Annotated in this window: 16 protein-coding genes; 12 read left to right on the forward strand and 4 right to left on the reverse strand. The window is 55.8% G+C overall.

All coding sequences use genetic code 11. From position 1 onward, the window contains the following. Positions 1-89: 89 nt before the first annotated feature. Positions 90-875 (reverse strand): universal stress protein, encoded by a 786-nt coding sequence (locus NG653_RS07800; RefSeq protein ID WP_252741133.1) that lies wholly within the window; start codon positions 873-875, stop codon positions 90-92. Positions 876-971: 96 nt separating this feature from the next. Further along, on the reverse strand, positions 972-1,685 hold the full coding sequence (locus tag NG653_RS07805; RefSeq protein WP_252741134.1) for a pirin family protein: 714 nt from the start codon (positions 1,683-1,685) through the stop codon (positions 972-974). A 323-nt stretch (positions 1,686-2,008) separates the two neighbouring features. On the opposite strand from NG653_RS07805, the gene NG653_RS07810 reads away from it, so the two are divergent. Beyond that, complete coding sequence (locus tag NG653_RS07810; protein ID WP_252741135.1) at positions 2,009-2,392, forward strand: hypothetical protein; 384 nt, start codon at positions 2,009-2,011, stop codon at positions 2,390-2,392. Positions 2,393-2,465: 73 nt separating this feature from the next. On the opposite strand, the gene yihA is transcribed toward NG653_RS07810, so the two are convergent. Both yihA and NG653_RS07820 read right to left on the reverse strand, forming a co-directional pair. Then, complete coding sequence (gene yihA, locus NG653_RS07815) at positions 2,466-3,080, reverse strand: ribosome biogenesis GTP-binding protein YihA/YsxC (protein ID WP_252741136.1); 615 nt, start codon at positions 3,078-3,080, stop codon at positions 2,466-2,468. A 48-nt stretch (positions 3,081-3,128) separates the two neighbouring features. Further along, entirely contained in the window at positions 3,129-3,893 is a 765-nt protein-coding gene (locus tag NG653_RS07820; RefSeq protein ID WP_252741137.1) for an alpha/beta fold hydrolase, read from the reverse strand. A gap of 271 nt (positions 3,894-4,164) precedes the next feature. Here NG653_RS07820 and mraZ point away from each other — a divergent pair, with 271 nt between their 5' ends. The 11 genes from mraZ to NG653_RS07875 are packed head-to-tail and all read left to right on the forward strand — an operon-like array spanning position 4,165 to position 16,307. Next, on the forward strand, positions 4,165-4,629 hold the full coding sequence (gene mraZ / locus NG653_RS07825; RefSeq protein ID WP_252741138.1) for a division/cell wall cluster transcriptional repressor MraZ: 465 nt from the start codon (positions 4,165-4,167) through the stop codon (positions 4,627-4,629). Beyond that, entirely contained in the window at positions 4,616-5,527 is a 912-nt protein-coding gene (gene rsmH / locus NG653_RS07830; RefSeq protein WP_252741139.1) for a 16S rRNA (cytosine(1402)-N(4))-methyltransferase RsmH, read from the forward strand. Before mraZ ends, rsmH begins: the two co-directional genes overlap by 14 nt. 13 nt (positions 5,528-5,540) lie before the next feature. Continuing rightward, positions 5,541-5,861: an FtsL-like putative cell division protein gene (locus tag NG653_RS07835; protein WP_252741140.1), complete on the forward strand. Its 321-nt coding sequence runs from the start codon at positions 5,541-5,543 to the stop codon at positions 5,859-5,861. A gap of 2 nt (positions 5,862-5,863) precedes the next feature. Next, positions 5,864-7,870, forward strand: coding sequence for a PASTA domain-containing penicillin-binding protein (locus NG653_RS07840; protein ID WP_252741141.1), 2,007 nt, complete (start codon positions 5,864-5,866; stop codon positions 7,868-7,870). Further along, positions 7,867-9,336, forward strand: a complete 1,470-nt coding sequence (locus NG653_RS07845; protein ID WP_252741142.1) for a UDP-N-acetylmuramoyl-L-alanyl-D-glutamate--2,6-diaminopimelate ligase — start codon at positions 7,867-7,869, stop codon at positions 9,334-9,336. The genes NG653_RS07840 and NG653_RS07845 overlap by 4 nt, the downstream gene beginning before the upstream one ends. A 22-nt stretch (positions 9,337-9,358) precedes the next feature. Next, positions 9,359-10,579, forward strand: a complete 1,221-nt coding sequence (mraY, locus tag NG653_RS07850; RefSeq protein WP_252741143.1) for a phospho-N-acetylmuramoyl-pentapeptide-transferase — start codon at positions 9,359-9,361, stop codon at positions 10,577-10,579. A 2-nt stretch (positions 10,580-10,581) separates the two neighbouring features. Further along, positions 10,582-11,964: a UDP-N-acetylmuramoyl-L-alanine--D-glutamate ligase gene (murD, locus tag NG653_RS07855; RefSeq protein WP_252741144.1), complete on the forward strand. Its 1,383-nt coding sequence runs from the start codon at positions 10,582-10,584 to the stop codon at positions 11,962-11,964. Beyond that, the gene (locus tag NG653_RS07860) at positions 11,961-13,166 is read left to right on the forward strand and encodes an FtsW/RodA/SpoVE family cell cycle protein (protein WP_252741145.1); all 1,206 of its coding nucleotides are present in this window, start codon (positions 11,961-11,963) and stop codon (positions 13,164-13,166) included. The genes murD and NG653_RS07860 overlap by 4 nt, the downstream gene beginning before the upstream one ends. Continuing rightward, entirely contained in the window at positions 13,153-14,256 is a 1,104-nt protein-coding gene (gene murG / locus NG653_RS07865; RefSeq protein WP_252741146.1) for an undecaprenyldiphospho-muramoylpentapeptide beta-N-acetylglucosaminyltransferase, read from the forward strand. The genes NG653_RS07860 and murG overlap by 14 nt, the downstream gene beginning before the upstream one ends. Further along, complete coding sequence (locus NG653_RS07870; protein ID WP_252741147.1) at positions 14,246-15,601, forward strand: UDP-N-acetylmuramate--L-alanine ligase; 1,356 nt, start codon at positions 14,246-14,248, stop codon at positions 15,599-15,601. Before murG ends, NG653_RS07870 begins: the two co-directional genes overlap by 11 nt. After that, entirely contained in the window at positions 15,588-16,307 is a 720-nt protein-coding gene (locus tag NG653_RS07875) for a cell division protein FtsQ/DivIB (RefSeq protein WP_252741148.1), read from the forward strand. Before NG653_RS07870 ends, NG653_RS07875 begins: the two co-directional genes overlap by 14 nt. The last annotated feature ends 4 nt before the right edge of the window (positions 16,308-16,311 follow it).

The raw sequence follows: 16,311 nt of genomic DNA on the forward strand, positions 1-16,311 counted from the left end.
GTGCCGAAAATACACATATTTCGCCAGCCATGGGGCAAGGGGTACCTTAAACCGCAATTTCTTTCGTCAAAAAGCAGGCGCCTGCAGGCTCAGGATTCAATGGCCAGCAAGGGCGTACTGGATTGCAGGGCCAGGATTCGGGTGAGCCTTCCCTCGGAGGTGTATTCGCTGCGGCTGTGGTTGCGCGGAAAGATGGCAATCATGTCGATTTCGTGCTGGTCGACATAATCGAAGATCCCCTGCACCACGTCTTCATTTCGGATATAGGCATGGTGGGAATAGAAGGATTCCAGATAATATTCCAGCAGGTGTTCGTTGCGTTCCTCCTCCTCTGAATACCCATACGTCTGAGGCTTGTTTTCAATGGTAAGGACGGTAACCTGGGCATTGTAATTCCGGGCCACCGCCAACAGGGTGGCCAGGTCATTGGCATCGTCAATTTCCCGTGGCCCAAGGACCAGGGCAATTTTCTTCAACCGGAATTCCCGTTCCGCATTGGAGGGAACCACAAGGACGGGATAAGGGGCTGCCAGCACCAATTTTGAGGTCTTGGTAGTGCCTTCGGGATCGGCGGAACCTGAGGTTCCCACAATCACCAAATCTGGCTGTGCTTCCCGTGACGCTTCCAGCAGGCCTTCTACGGAAGGGGGTGAAATTCGGGTCCAGGAGAGCTGGGCCCGGAAGCCTTTACCCAGAGGGGCGGCCAGGGCGTCGAAGGCCTTTTGGAGTTCCTCATCCGTTTCCTTTTCCGAAATGAAACAAATCCGCAGGGAGACCCCTTTTTTCGGGCCGGCAAAATCCATGGCGTACTCCAGGCCGCGCCTGGAGGCTTCAGAAAAGTCAAAGGGGACCCAATAGGTAGCGAGCTTGTTCATGGATGCGAATTTAGTTTGTGAAAAGATAAAACTACCACCCCCTTCAGAATTAAATCATGACAATCCTCATTATTTTGTTCCCGGGGGGCGCAAGGATCACCGTTCCATCGGAATTTCCAGCAAGAGGACCTCACTGGCCTCCGACATTTCAAAATCCACGGCATCGGTTTCCCAAACCCCCAGGGCATCCCTGCGATCCAGCAATTCCCCTGCAGCCCGCAGGGATCCCTCCAGGACGAAAATGTAGAGGCCGTTGCCGGGCTCCTTAAGGGAATAGGAGGTCTTTTCACCTTTTTCAAACCTTCCCAGGTGAAGCCAGGCCTTCTGGTGGATCCAAAGCCCATCGTGTTTTCCCCTGGGGCCAATTGCGGCAAGCCATTGGTTTTCCATGTTTTTCGGGTCGATGCTTACCTGGCCGTACCGGGGGGCCACCCCCGCTTCATCAGGCATGATCCAGATTTGGAGGAAGGCGACTTCCCTGTCCTGATAATGGTTGTATTCACTGTGGCGGACTCCGGTGCCCGCACTCATGACCTGCACATCCCCTTCCCTGATGACTGCTGTATTTCCCAGGCTGTCGCGGTGTTCGAGCGCCCCTTTCAGGGGAATGGATATGATCTCCATATCGTGGTGCGGATGGGTTCCAAAGCCGCCTGCAGGGGCCACGCGGTCATCGTTCAGCACACGCAGGGTGCCGAATTGCATCCGCTCCGGGTTGTAGTAGCCGGCGAAACTGAAACTGTGGTGGCTTTCCAGCCACCCGTGGTTTGCATAACCCCGGCTCTCTGCTTTGTGGACTACTTTTTTCATCGCGTAGATTGTTTTATTGTGGGATCAATTTACGGACCCAGCCAACACAGGGGTTTTAAAGAAAGGTTAAAGCCTTGTGCTTTTTCGGATGGCCGGGGCTGAGGTAGCCGGGGGGTGATGGGAGGGGGCCTTGAGGGCAGGCTGGTTTGGGTTTTGCGGGGGTCCCGCCCCCCCTCCCCAAAGACAAGATATCCCAAAGGGCTGCAATACCCTGGCAGGACATAAAATATGCCCCGAAATCCTTACAGGTTATGTAAATTGGGTTCAGGGGTTTCCGCCGGGGGAATGTAAGGTTCGCCGCTGGGCTGCAACTAACCGGGAGTATGCATCACAAAGACACGTTTCAGGAGGGTTCCATCCTTTTTGTCTGGAATGCCGGGGAAGGATGGCATCAGGCCGTGCGGGACACCCTGCATAAATGGCTTGACCCGAAGACGTATCCGTGCAGGCTATGCCAACTGACCTATGGCCCCTTCGGGCCCCGGGAGCAGTGGAGTCGGTTTGTGGAAAGGTGCGACCGCCCGCTGCATTTTTTCCACCGGGAAACCTTTAAAGCTTCGCCGGCTTCCCGGCAGTTCCCCGGGATGGCCCTCCCGGCCGTGCTGGAATTCCGGCAGGGGCGATGGGCGATCCTTATGGGGCCCCGTGAAATCAACCAGATGGGGTCCCTTGAGGCGCTGCTGGCCCGGCTCGAGCAAGTGCTCTAGGAAACTGATTCGCCCCAGGGTGATGTTAACCCAACCCCGGTCGGGGCGCAGGTTCCCTTCCGGGTCCCCTGGCTTACTTCAGGGATTCCCGGTAGGCTTCGTTGACCTGCCGGATGTAGCCCAACAGCTCTTCTTTCCCCAGGTCTTTGGAAGCGGAGGTAACAAAGCAGGGGGGATGGGCCACCCATCCTGCTTCCTCCATTTTCGCCAGGTAAGCATCCACTGCAGGCTGGCGGGCCCCGGGCTTTAATTTATCGGCCTTTGTAAAAACGATGGAAAACGGGATTTGATGCTCCGTCAGCCATTCCATAAAATGCAGGTCAATAGGCTGGGGCTCATGGCGGATATCGATGAGCACAAAGGCGCTGAGCAAATGCTGACGCTGGGTGAAATAGTGTTCGATGAGCTTTTGAAAGCGGGCCTTGTCCTTTTTGGAGGTCCGGGCGTACCCATAGCCGGGAAGGTCTACCAGGAACCACTCGCCGTTGATCCTGAAATGGTTGATCAGCTGGGTCTTCCCCGGGCGGCCCGAGGTCTTGGCCAGGCTTTTTCGTTGGGTGAGCATGTTGATAAGGGAAGACTTGCCCACGTTGGAACGGCCGATAAAGGCGTATTCCGGAAGGGGTTCCTGCGGGCAACGGCCCACCTCGGTGTTACTGCATACGAATTCCGCTGAAATGATCTTCATGTCAGGTGTTTTGCCCGGGATCCCGCCCGGGGGCTTTCCATGCGGGGCTTAAAACCCCCTTTTAATCAACCAGGATTCCAGGATGGTGTTAAAATCATGGGGATGCTCCATCATGGGGGCATGGCCACATTTCGGGATCCAGAATAACTCCGAATCCGGGAGCAGCTCATGGAATTCCTCGGCTACCCTCGGCGGGGTAACCGTATCGTTTTCGCCCCAGATAATGCAGGTAGGGGTAGTCATCTTGGGCAGGTCTTTCGACATGTTGTGCCGGATGGCGCTTTTGGCAATGGAAAGGGTTTTAACCAGTTTCATCCGGTCGTTCACCGTGGCATATACTTCATCGACGATTTCCTTGGTGGCCACTTTGGGGTCGTAGAAGACGTCTTCGGCCTTTTTCTTGATGAACTCGTAATCGCCCCTTTTGGGGTACCCGTCGCCCATGGCACTTTCATAAAGGCCTGAACTTCCCGTAATGACCAGGGCCCTGACCATTTCTGGATAAAGCTTGGTGTGCAGCAGCCCGATATGGCCCCCCAAAGAATTCCCCAGCAGGATAACATCCTTCAGGCCCTTGTACTCGATAAACCGTTCGAGGTATTTCGCGAAATTCTTCACGTTGGTTTTCAGCAGGGGCATGTCGTAGATGGGAAGTTCCGGGACCAGTACCTTGTAGCCCTTTTGGGGGAAATAATCGGTGACTCCCTGGAAGTTGCTGAGCCCGCCCATCAACCCGTGCAGAATGATCATTGGGGTGCCTTCCCCCTTTTCGATATAACGGTAGTCGCCGTCCGCAATGATCTGGTTTTCCATTCTGCCTGTCGCTGCTTTACAGTTCGCAAATATAGGTATTTCCCCCCAATACCAAGGGCCCTGAAATATACCGTGGCAAGGGGTTTTTTCCCTTGATTTCCGCGCCGGGCCGGAATGCCATATCGCCGGATCTTCCTCGCGCGATGCCGCCTTAAGGCTATGGAAGGTCCTAAATTCCCCGCAAATTATCAACAATGTGGTAATTTGTGGTAAAATGTGGTAATAATTTCTATATATTTGAGTTCATAAATTAAATCAACCAGCCTTTTCTGTGATTTCCTTCATTGGGACATATGACTGTAAAGCCGATACCAAGGGTCGTGTCATGCTCCCTGTGGCGCTGAAGAACCAGATGGCCCCCATCCTGAGCCAGGGGTTTGTCATCAAGCGGTCCGTCTTCCATTCCTGCCTGGAACTCTACCCCATGGCCGAATGGAACCAGCTGATGGAAAAGATGAACCGCAAAAACCGCTTCAAGAAAAAGAACAACGATTTTATCCGCCGCTTCACTGCGGGGGTAAAGCTGGTTGAAATCGATGCCACCGGAAGGTTGCTGATCCCCAGGAACCTGATGGATGTGGCTGGCATAAACCGGGAGGTGGTGCTCAGTTCCGGGATCAACATCATCGAGATCTGGGACAAGGAGGCCTATGAAGGGGTGCTGGAAGAAACCGCGGCAGATTTTGCCGACCTGGCCGAAGAGGTGATGGGGGAAGATGGGGATGAGTTACCATAGGCCTGTTTTGCTGAAGGAGTCCGTAGACGGGCTGGCTGTCCGCGAGGACGGGGTTTATGTGGACATTACTTTTGGCGGCGGCGGACACAGCCGCGAAATTTTGGAACGATTGGGCCCTGGCGGAAGGTTGATCGCCTTTGACCAGGATGAAGAAGCCCTTAAAAACCGGCCTGAGGATGCGCGGATACAAATAGTCAACGCCAACTTCAGGTTCATAAAGCAGTACTTGAAGTTCTATGGCATTCTGAAAGTTGATGGAATCCTTGGGGATTTCGGGGTGTCCTCCCATCAGTTCGACCAGGCAGAACGGGGGTTTTCAACCCGGCTCGATGCCGTGCTCGACATGCGGATGAGCCGAAAGGAGGCCCTGACGGCCCGTGAGGTGGTCAACACCTATCCGCTGGAACAACTCAGGCTCCTCCTCCACCAGTACGGGGAGCTCCGCAGGGCAGGGGCTATTGCAGGGGCCATTGTTAAGGCCCGGGACAGGGCTCCCATAGAAACCACCGGGCAGTTTAACGAAGTGCTCAGGCCGTTCTTGCAACGGGGGAAGGAAAATAAGGGGCTGGCACAGGTGTACCAGGCCCTCCGTATGGAGGTCAACCAGGAACTGGAAGCCCTTCGGGAGTTCCTGCACCAGTCCGTTGACCTGGTCCGGCCAGGTGGGCGACTGAGCCTGATCAGCTATCATTCGCTGGAAGACCGGCTGGTGAAGCGGTTCATGCGCATAGGCAAGTTTGAGGGCGAAGTGGAAACCGATTTTTTCGGGAACCCCCAGGCGCCGTTCAGGCCTGTGGGTAAGTTGATGGTTCCGTCAGCAGAGGAAATTTCTGGGAACCCAAGGGCCAGGAGTGCCCGGTTGCGGGTGGCCCGGCGGGTGGAACCCAATAAGGGATGATATACTATAAGGTATGAGGAAAGGTTTGGTAGCCTTGTTGAAAGGAAAGTTTCTGGTTAGCGGGGATGCCCCCAGAAACTGGTTGTTTATTGTATTTGCCTCGGTCCTGGCAACCATCATGATCGCCAGTTCGCATTCTGCAGACCGGAAGGTCCACGAAATTGCCGCCCTCAATGAGCAGGTGAAGGAGTTGAGGAGTGAATTTGTCGAAATGCGATCAAAAGCGCAACGGCTGAAACTGGAATCGACCATAAGGGAGGCGGTGGCAGAGGCCGGGTTGCTTCCCGCGGAAACCCCGCCCCGTAAAATCATTGTGGAAAAAAATTCGGACTAACCGTGGCTATTACCCAAAGGAACATATTGATTAGGTTGTACCTCGTCGCAGGGGGGATGTTCCTTTTTGCCCTGGGGGTAATGGTCAAGCTGGTCGACATCCAGACCACGGATGGTGACAAATACCGCCAGCTCGCCCTGCAGCGCACCGAAAAATTGTTCACCATTGCCCCCAACAGGGGCAACCTGTATTCCGACGACGGCAGCCTGCTGGCCACCTCTGTTTCCAAATACACCATCCGTTTTGATGCGGAAACCGTCTCCACCGGGGATTTCGAGGCCGAAGTGGGCGCCCTCTCCCGCGCCCTCTCCGGATTGCTCGGCCGTACCCCCGACCATTATGAAACCCTCCTGCGAAAGGCCCGCGCCAGCAGGAACCGGTATGCCCTTGTCGCCCGAAACCTGGAGTATTCCGAATACATGGCCATAAAAGGGTTCCCCTTATTTAAAAAGGGCCCCTATAAAGGGGGCCTCATCGTGGAACAACAGACCGTGAGGGAACACCCCCTGGGAAAGATCGCAGAACGGAGTGTTGGCTATGAACGGTTCGACGAAAATGGCTATGCCACCCGGGTTGGCCTGGAAGGCGCCTTTAGCCGGTACCTGAGGGGCCTTGAGGGGAAGCGCCTGAAGCAAAAGATCGCAAAGGGGCAATGGAAGCCCATTGGCCTGGATAATATCATCGAGCCCCGTGATGGCTATGATGTGGTTTCCACCATCGATATCAATATCCAGGATATCGCACACCACGCCCTGCTGAAGCAGCTGGAACATTATAAAGCCGAGCACGGTTGCGTGATTGTGATGGAGACCCGCACGGGGGAAATCAAAGCCATCAGCAACCTGGGCCGCACCGAGGAGGGGGCTTATTACGAGCGCCTGAATTACGCCATAGGGGAATCCCATGAGCCCGGTTCCACCTTTAAGCTAATGTCGCTGGTGGCTGCCCTGGAAGACGGGGTGGTCGATACCAGTACGGTGGTCGATACCGGAAAGGGAATCTGGAGGGTCTATGACCGGGTGGTACGGGATTCGCGCCATGGGGGGTACGGCGAGATCAGCATGGGCGAGGCCTTTGAGGTATCCTCCAATACGGCTTTTGCCCGGACCATCCATGAGCAGTACAAGGACCGGCCCGCACAATTTGTGGACCGCCTTAAAAAAATGGGGTTGCATCGGGAACTCGGGATGCCGATCAAGGGAGAGGGCACGCCGGTGTTGAGGAGCCCGGGTGAAAAGGGCTGGTCGGGGATTTCCCTCGCCTGGATGTCCCATGGGTACGAAGTATCCCTGACACCCCTGCAAACCCTCGCTTTTTATAACGCAATTGCCAATAACGGGGAATTGCTGCGCCCAAGGCTTATCAAGGAAGTCCGCGAATGGGACCGCACCGTGGAACGCTTTGACAAGGAAGTGCTGAACCCTTCCATTTGTTCCCCTCAAACCGCGGCCAAGGTCCGGCAACTCCTGCGCAATGTGGTGGCCAAAAAACACGGTACCGGGCACCGCCTGGAGACCCCCCACCTCTCCCTGGCCGGGAAGACCGGAACTGCCCAAAAGAACTATGCATCACGCGACCCCGACAAGTTGGGGTACATCTCTACTTTCGCCGGGTACTTCCCTGCCGAGGACCCCCAGTATTCCTGCATCGTGGTCATCCACGAGCCCGATAAAAGCGTGGGGTACTACGGGGCCGACGTGGCAGGGCCTGTCTTCCGCTCGGTAGCCCAGAAAATTATTTCCAACAAGCCGGTTTTGGAGCGCCTTGCAAGCCTGGAGGTGGATCCCGCCCACTTCGAGGAGGATTATGAGGCCTACTTCAGGATGGTACGCGAGACCATTAGGCAGGTGCCCGACCTGGAAGGGATGAGCGGCATGGATGCCGTTGCCCTGCTGGAAAACCTCGGGGTACAGGTAGAAGTACGGGGCAATGGAAAAGTGCGCAGGCAATCCGTCTCCCGCGGAACAGACCTGAAGGACGTCAAAAAAATCATCCTGGAACTTTCATGAAGCTGCTAAAGGATTTGTTGTACGGGGTTTCCTTGAAAGCGGTAAGTGGCACCACTTCCCTTCAGGTAAAGGAGCTGTGCTTCGACTCCCGAAAAGTCGGACCCGGCGATGTGTTTATCGCAATCCACGGGGTGCAGGCAGACGGGCATCGCTTTATTGAAGGCGCCCTGGATCAGGGGGCTGCAGCGGTTATCTGTGAGGTCCTTCCGGAGTCCCTTCGCGACGGGGCCACCTATATCGAAGTGGCAGATAGCCAGAAGGCCCTTGCAGTAATGGCGGCCAACTATTACAGCAACCCCTCGCATAACCTCAGGTTGGTGGGAGTTACGGGTACCAACGGGAAAACGACGGTGACTACGCTGCTGTACCAACTCTTCCGCCAGGCCGGGTATAAGGTGGGGTTGCTGTCGACCATACGGATTTTGGTCGATGAAGTCGAATATGAAACCCGCCTGACCACCCCCGATGCCCTTACCATCAACAAGTATCTGGCGTTGATGAGCGAAGCCGGGGTGGAGTTTTGTTTTATGGAGGTCAGTTCCCACGGGATTGCACAGCGGCGGGCCGAGGGGTTGCATTTCGCCGGGGCCGTGTTCACCAACCTTTCCCACGACCACCTGGATTATCACAAGACCTTTGCCGAGTACCGCGACACCAAGAAAAAACTTTTTGACGGCCTTCCGAAGTCGGCCTTTGCCCTGACCAATATCGACGACAAAAACGGGCTGGTCATGATACAGAACACCCCGGGCCGCAAATACACCTATGCCCTGAAGTCATACGCCGATTTCCGCGCCCAGGTACTGGAGCAACAACTCGACGGGCAATTGCTCAAAATCGGCGAGCAACAGGTGTGGACCACGCTGATCGGGGAATTCAACGCCTATAATATCCTGGCGGTCTATGCCGTGGCGGAGTTGCTGGGCCTGGAAACCCTTGAAATCCTCAGGGGGATCAGCGGCCTTACCACCGTGGACGGCAGGTTCCAGTATTTTATATCCGGGCAAAAAGTTACAGCAATAGTTGATTATGCCCATACGCCGGACGCTCTGAAAAATGTATTGACAACCATCAATGCATTGAGGACTGGAAATGAAAGCGTCATCACCGTAGTGGGGTGTGGTGGTGATCGCGACAAGTCCAAGCGTCCGGTCATGGGGCATATCGCAAGCGAATTGAGCACCACGGTGATTTTCACCTCCGATAACCCACGATCGGAGGAGCCTGAGCAGATCATCCGGGAAATGGAAGCCGGGGTGGAACCCCAGAACCGGCGCAAAGTGCTCACCAATGAAGACAGGGCCCAAGCCATCCGCACGGCCTGCAGGCTTGCCGCCCCGGGCGACATCATCCTGGTGGCCGGAAAGGGGCACGAAACCTATCAGGAAATCAAGGGGGTGCGGAAGCATTTTGACGATTTCGAAAGGGTGCGGGAAGAACTGGAAAAACAGGAAGCAAACCCCTGAAAGGGACAAACACGGACACGGCATGTTATATTACCTGTTTGAGTATCTGGAAAAGGAATTTCAATTCCCGGGGGCGACCCTGTTCCAGTTCCTGACCTTCCGCGCGGCCGTTGCGGTACTGCTTTCCCTTTTTATCGCCACGGTTTTCGGCAAACGCATTATCCTGTTGTTGCAGCGCCGGCAGGTAGGGGAAACCATTCGCGACCTCGGATTGGAGGGACAAAACCAAAAGGCGGGGACCCCTACAATGGGCGGGTTGATCATTATCCTTTCCACCCTGATCCCCACCCTGCTATTCGCCCGTCTGGACAATATCTATGTCGTCCTGCTGATCACCACCACCCTGTGGATGGGGGCTATTGGCTTTATCGACGACTACATCAAGATATTCAAAAAGAACAAGCAGGGGCTGAAAGGGCGTTTTAAAGTCCTCGGACAGGTGGTCCTGGGCCTGATCGTCGGGGCCACCCTGTACTTCCACCCCGAGGTGACCATCAAGGAACCCGGTACGCGGATAGCCGTCGAGACTGTTGAAGAACCCCGGGAAGAAGGCAGGGAAATGAAATCGCTGATGACCAATGTTCCTTTCTTCAAGAACAACCAGCTAGATTATGCCCAATGGATCAGCTGGCTGGGCGAAGGGGCCGAGAAGTTCGCCTGGGTGCTTTTTATCCCGATCGTCATCTTTATAGTAACCGCCGTTTCCAACGGGGCGAACCTCACGGACGGGATTGACGGGCTGGCAGCCGGGAGCTCAGCCATCATCGTGCTCACCCTGGGCATATTCGCCTGGGTTTCGGGGAATGTTATTTTTTCCGATTACCTGGATATTTTCTTTATCCCCCGGGCCGGGGAACTGGTGGTATTTATCGCCGCCTTTGTCGGGGCCCTGGTGGGATTCCTCTGGTACAACGCCTATCCGGCCCAGGTATTTATGGGCGATACCGGCAGCCTCACTATAGGCGGGGTCATTGCGGTAATTGCCCTGATCGTCAGGAAAGAATTGCTGATCCCCCTGCTGTGCGGGGTCTTTTTTGCCGAATCACTATCGGTGATGTTGCAGGTAGGATATTTCAAATATACCCGCCGCCGGCTGGGGGAGGGGAAGCGTATTTTCCTGATGGCCCCCCTGCACCACCACTACCAGAAGAAGGGCTACCATGAAAGCAAGATTGTAACCCGTTTCTGGATCGTGGGCATCCTGTTGGCTGTGGTCAGCATCGTTACCCTGAAAATCCGATGATTATGGGAGTTGGGAGGGGTGCGGCTGAGATGGTTGCGGAATTGAAGCGCGGGGGGCTCCTGGTGGTCCTCGGCGGAGGCGAAAGCGGGGTCGGGGCAGCCGTGCTTGGAAAAAAACAGGGCTACGGGGTCTTCCTGTCGGACCAGGGCCAGATAAAGCAAACCTACAGGGACGTTCTTAAAGAGACTGAAATAGAATGGGAGGAAGGCGGGCACACCGCCTCGCGGATCCTGCGGGCAGACCTCTGTGTGAAAAGCCCGGGCATCCCGGATTCGGCACCCCTGGTGGTCCGGCTCAGGGAAGCAGGGGTGCCGGTGATCTCGGAGATCGAGTTCGCGAGCTGGTTTACCGATGCCACCCTGGTGGCCATTACGGGGAGCAACGGCAAAACCACCACGGCCCTGCTGACCCACCATATCCTGAAGGAAGGGGGGCTCGACGCAGGCCTGGCCGGCAATATCGGCGACAGTTTTGCCCTTGCGGTGGCCAGGGAAAAAAGGGCGGTATATGTACTGGAAGTGAGCAGCTTCCAGTTGGACGGGATCCTGGCGTTCAGGCCCCATATCGGGGTGATCACCAATATTACCCCCGACCACCTCGACCGCTATGGCTACCAGATGGAGCGGTATATCCGATCCAAGCTGCGGATCTTCGAGAACCAGGGGGAAGAAGACCACTTCCTCTATGACCTCGACGACCCGGTGCTGTCGGAATGGATCAGGCCCGGGGAACTCCGGCCGAGGGTTTGGCCCTACTCCCTGGAAAGACCCCTGGAAACGGGGGCATTTATGGATGGCAATGAACTATGTATTAAAACAGATAATACCGAACTAAAGATGAATACGGATTCCCTGGCCCTGGAAGGGCGTCACAATTTAAAAAACACCATGGCGGCGGCTACCGTGGCCCGGCTCCTGGGTATCCGCAAGGAGAGCATACGCGAAAGCGTGGCCAATTTCCAGGGGGCGCCCCACCGGCTGGAAAAAGTCCTGAAGATCCACCATGTGCAGTATATCAACGACTCCAAGGCCACTAATGTCAATGCCACTTATTATGCCCTGGAGAGCATGAAAACCCCGACGGTCTGGATTGTGGGCGGGGTCGACAAAGGGAACGATTACAGGACCCTTTTGCCCCTGGTACGCGAAAAGGTAAAGGCCATCATCTGCCTCGGGGTCGACAATGCCCCGATTGTGCAGGCCTTTGGCAATGTGGTGGACCTGATCGTGGAGACCTACGCCATGTCGGAGGCCGTAAAGGTGGCCTATAAAATTGCGGAGCGCGGAGATACCGTGCTGTTGTCCCCGGCCTGCGCGAGTTTTGACCTCTTCAGGAATTACGAGGACAGGGGCGACCAGTTTAAAGAAGCGGTAAAGACATTATGAAGATCAGGGAGATTTTGCAAAACCTGGAAGGCGACAAAACCATTTGGGCCGTAGTGGCCCTCCTGGGCCTGTTTTCCTTCCTGCCGGTTTACAGCGCCAGCAGCAATCTGGTCTATGTGGTGGGCAACGGGACCACTATGGGCCATTTGCTTAAGCATGGCCTGTTACTGCTGCTTGGGTTTGGCATCATCTACGGGGTCCACCGGATTCCGGCCCATTATTTCAAGGGCCTTTCCATTATCGCCCTCCCCGGGGTCATCGTCCTTTTAGTCTATACCCTGGCCCAGGGCACCACCATCGATGGGGCCAATGCAAGTCGGTGGATCCGCCTGCCTCTTGTGGGCATCACCTTCCAGACTTCCAACCTGGCAGCCGTGGTGCTGATGATCTATACAGCCCGCTACCTCTCTAAAATCAAAGACCGCCAAATCCGGTTCTCTGAGAGTATCATTCCCCTGTGGGCCCCTGTTTTTTTGGTGGTGGTCCTGATCCTTCCCGCCAACTTCTCCACGGCGGCCATTTTGTTCGCCATGGTGCTGATCCTGTGTTTCCTGGGGGGCTTCCCCCTGAGATACCTGCTGGGCATGGTCGCGGCAGGAGTGGCAGGCCTTGCGCTTTTTGTCCTGTTGGCCAAAGCCATGCCCGGGGTGTTCCCCAACCGTGTGGATACCTGGATCAGCCGGGTGGAAAATTTCTGGGACCGGACCGACAGCGAGGGGGATTACCAGATCGAGAAGGCCAAAATCGCCATTGCCAGCGGCGGGCTGGTGGGCAACGGGGCCGGGAAAAGCGTGATGAAGCATTTCCTCCCCCAAAGCTCCTCGGATTTCATTTATGCGATCATCATAGAGGAATACGGCCTGGTAGGCGGCTTTTTGCTGATGTTTTTCTATTTGCTGTTGCTGTTCCGAATTGTGGTGGTGGCCAACGCCAACGAATCGGTTTTTGGCAAGCTTGTGGTAATGGGGGTGGGCCTGCCCATTGTCTTTCAGGCCCTGATCAATATGGGGGTGGCAGTGGAATTGTTCCCGGTAACAGGGCAGACCCTGCCGTTGATCAGCAGCGGGGGCACCTCCATCTGGATGACCTGCCTGGCTATAGGGGTGGTGCTCAGCGCCAGCCGCAAGCCGGCTAAAGAAGAAGTACAAACGGATAAAAACAAGGAGGAACACCCTCTGGAGATATTAAGTGGGCAACTATAGGTTTTTACTATCGGGAGGCGGAACCGGGGGGCATATCTACCCGGCGGTGGCGATTGCGGATGAACTGAAACGCAGGTTTCCGGAGGCCGCCTTTCTGTTCGTTGGGGCTCGCGACCGGATGGAAATGGAAAAAGTGCCGCAGGCAGGGTATCCCATCAAAGGGTTGTGGATCAGTGGCCTGGAGCGGAAACTCAGTTTTAAAAACCTGCTTTTTCCCATAAAGCTGCTTTCCAGTTTGTTAAAGGCCAATACCATAATAGGGAAATTCAGGCCGCACCTGGTCATCGGTACCGGGGGGTTTGCCAGTGGCCCTACGTTGCGGGCCGCCGCCGCCCGGGGCATTCCCTGCGTGCTCCAGGAACAGAATTCCTTTGCCGGGAAGACCAACAAATGGCTGGCCCGCTACGCCAGGCGCATCTTTGTCGCCTATGACGGGATGGAACAGTTTTTCCCTGAGAAGTCGCTGCGCCTTACCGGGAATCCCGTGCGAAGCACCTTAATGGAAGGGACTGCGGAACCTGGCAGGGCGCGGGAAGCCTTTGGGTTGGAGCCCGGACGCCAGACCCTGCTGGTGCTGGGAGGGAGCCAGGGTGCCCGGCGGATCAACCAACTGGTGGCTAAAGAACTGGATTTTTTCAGGGAGATGGGCTTCCAGGTGCTGTGGCAATGTGGCCGGGGGTATTTCGAGCAGTATCGGGGACAGGCCTCCGATGGGGTGGAGATACGACCATTTATAAGCGATATGGGGGCGGCCTATTGTGCCGCTGACCTGATCCTCTCCCGGGCGGGTGCCGGTTCCGTATCAGAGCTTTGCCTGGTGGGAAAGCCGGTGCTTTTCATCCCATCCCCGAATGTGGCGGAGGACCACCAACGGAAGAATGCGGAAGCCATTGCCCGGCAGGGAGCAGCCGTAATGCTTACAGAAGATGAACTGGAGGGGGCCTTTGAAGCCACTTTCTCCGAACTGGTCTGCGATCCCGGGCGCATGCAGCGGCTAGGGACGAACATGAAGGCCCTTGCCCGGCCTGATGCCACCCGGCAGATCGTCGATGAACTTGAACAGGTGCTGAAGGAAACGTATGGAAGCTGAGCAGATACACCGGGTATACTTTATCGGTGCCGGCGGCATAGGCATGGCTGCCCTGGCGCGCTATTTCCTGCGCCTGGGGAAACCGGTTGCCGGCTACGACCGCACGCCCAGCCCACTTACCCTGGCCCTGGAGCAGGAAGGGGCCGCCCTGCATTTTCGCGAGGCGATTGAAGAAATCCCCATGGATTTCCTGAACCCTGCACACACCCTGGTGGTCTATACCCCGGCGGTGGCAGCGGGCCATAAGGAACTGGCCTACTTCCGCCAGCAGGGCTTTACGATAAAAAAACGGGCTGAGGTACTCGGTATCATCAGCAATTCAGGTCGGTGCCTGGCCGTGGCGGGAACCCACGGGAAGACCACCACCTCCTGTATCCTTGCCCATTTGCTGCGGGAGGCGGGCCATAAGATAACCGCTTTCCTGGGTGGGGTGTCCGAGGATTTCCAGAGCAACTTCCTTATGGAGGGCGATGAATTTACGGTGGTAGAAGCCGATGAATATGACCGCTCCTTTTTGTGGCTGCGCCCTGAGGTAGCCTGCATCACCTCCATGGATGCAGACCACCTCGACATCTACGGGACAGCTGAAGCGCTGGTGGAATCCTTTCAGGAATTCGCCTCAAGGCTTCGGCCGGAAGGCACCCTGCTGGTGCGCCACGGACTCCCGGTTGTCGGCCTTACCTACGGTACGGAAGGGGGGGCAACCTATTGCATCAAAAACCTTAAGGTGGAGGCAGGGTGTTACCATTTCGACCTTGTTGCCCCGGGGCAGGAATTCAAGGGGCTCCGGTTCTGCAAGCCAGGGCGCCACAACCTGCTTAACGGGCTGGCCGCCTTTGCCATGGCCTTACAGGTGGTGCCCGCATCACAGCGCCTGGCCGACGCCCTTGCGACGTTCAAGGGGGTACAGCGGCGGTTTACCTACCGGGTAAATACCGAAGACCTGGTCTATATCGATGATTATGCCCACCACCCTGCGGAGATCGATGCGGTCCACCAGGCCGTGCGGGAGATGCATCCCGGAAAGGAAATCCTTGCCGTGTTCCAGCCCCACCTGTTCTCAAGGACCCGCGATTTCGGGAGGGAGTTTGCACAAAGCCTCTCGAGGTTCGACCAGGTATGGCTGCTGGACATTTATCCGGCCCGGGAACTGCCACTGGAAGGGATCGATTCCCACTGGTTGTTGGAACAGATTGAAAACCCCCGTAAAAAATGGGTTTCCGGGGAGCGGCTGCTGGAAGAAATCAAAGGGGCCAGGCCCCAGGTGTTGCTTACCCTGGGGGCCGGGGATATCGGTTTGCAGGCCGGGCCCATCAAAAACGCGTTATGCCATGAAATTGAATAGAGATACGATAAAGTTGGTTGTGTTGGGGTGCTGCATTGCAGGGCTTTATGCCTTTGCAGATGCCCGAAGTTCCCTGCGCCGGATCAGGGAGGTGCAGATCCATTTTCAGGAAGGGGATAACCTCTTTCTGACGGAGGCGATGGTTAATAAATTGTTAATACAAAATTATGGCCCCCTCCCGAATATGCCCAGGGAAAAGGTAGTTTTGAATGCAATGGAATCGGTCCTGCAGGCCCATGAAATGGTGAAAGATGCGCAGGTATACCTCACTATTGATGGTAAGCTCAATACAAATATCGCGCAACGGCAACCCATTGGACGTGTAGGGGGCGAACGGTCGTTTTATCTGGACGACCAGGGCCTTGAGATGCCCCTTTCCCCCATCCATTCTGCACGGGTCCCTATCATTACGGGCAAGATTACAGGGGAAACCCTGGAGGATACCTATGCGATCCTGAAATACATCAACCAGGATCCGTTCCTGAGCAAGAATGTGATTGGGATCCACATCGAAGGTCCCTCCGATTACCACCTGAAATTCCGGTTGGAACACTTTGTGGTCCGCCTGGGGGATGTGGAGGACCTGGAATCAAAATTCAGGAATTTTAAAGCGTTTTACGCTAAGGCGTTACAGGATAAGACCCTTTTGTCATACCAGGTGGTAAGCCTGGAATTCAAGAACCAGGTAGTGTGTACTAAAATTTAATCCA

The organism is Robiginitalea marina (assembly GCF_024006985.1).
GTDB lineage: Bacteria > Bacteroidota > Bacteroidia > Flavobacteriales > Flavobacteriaceae > Robiginitalea > Robiginitalea marina.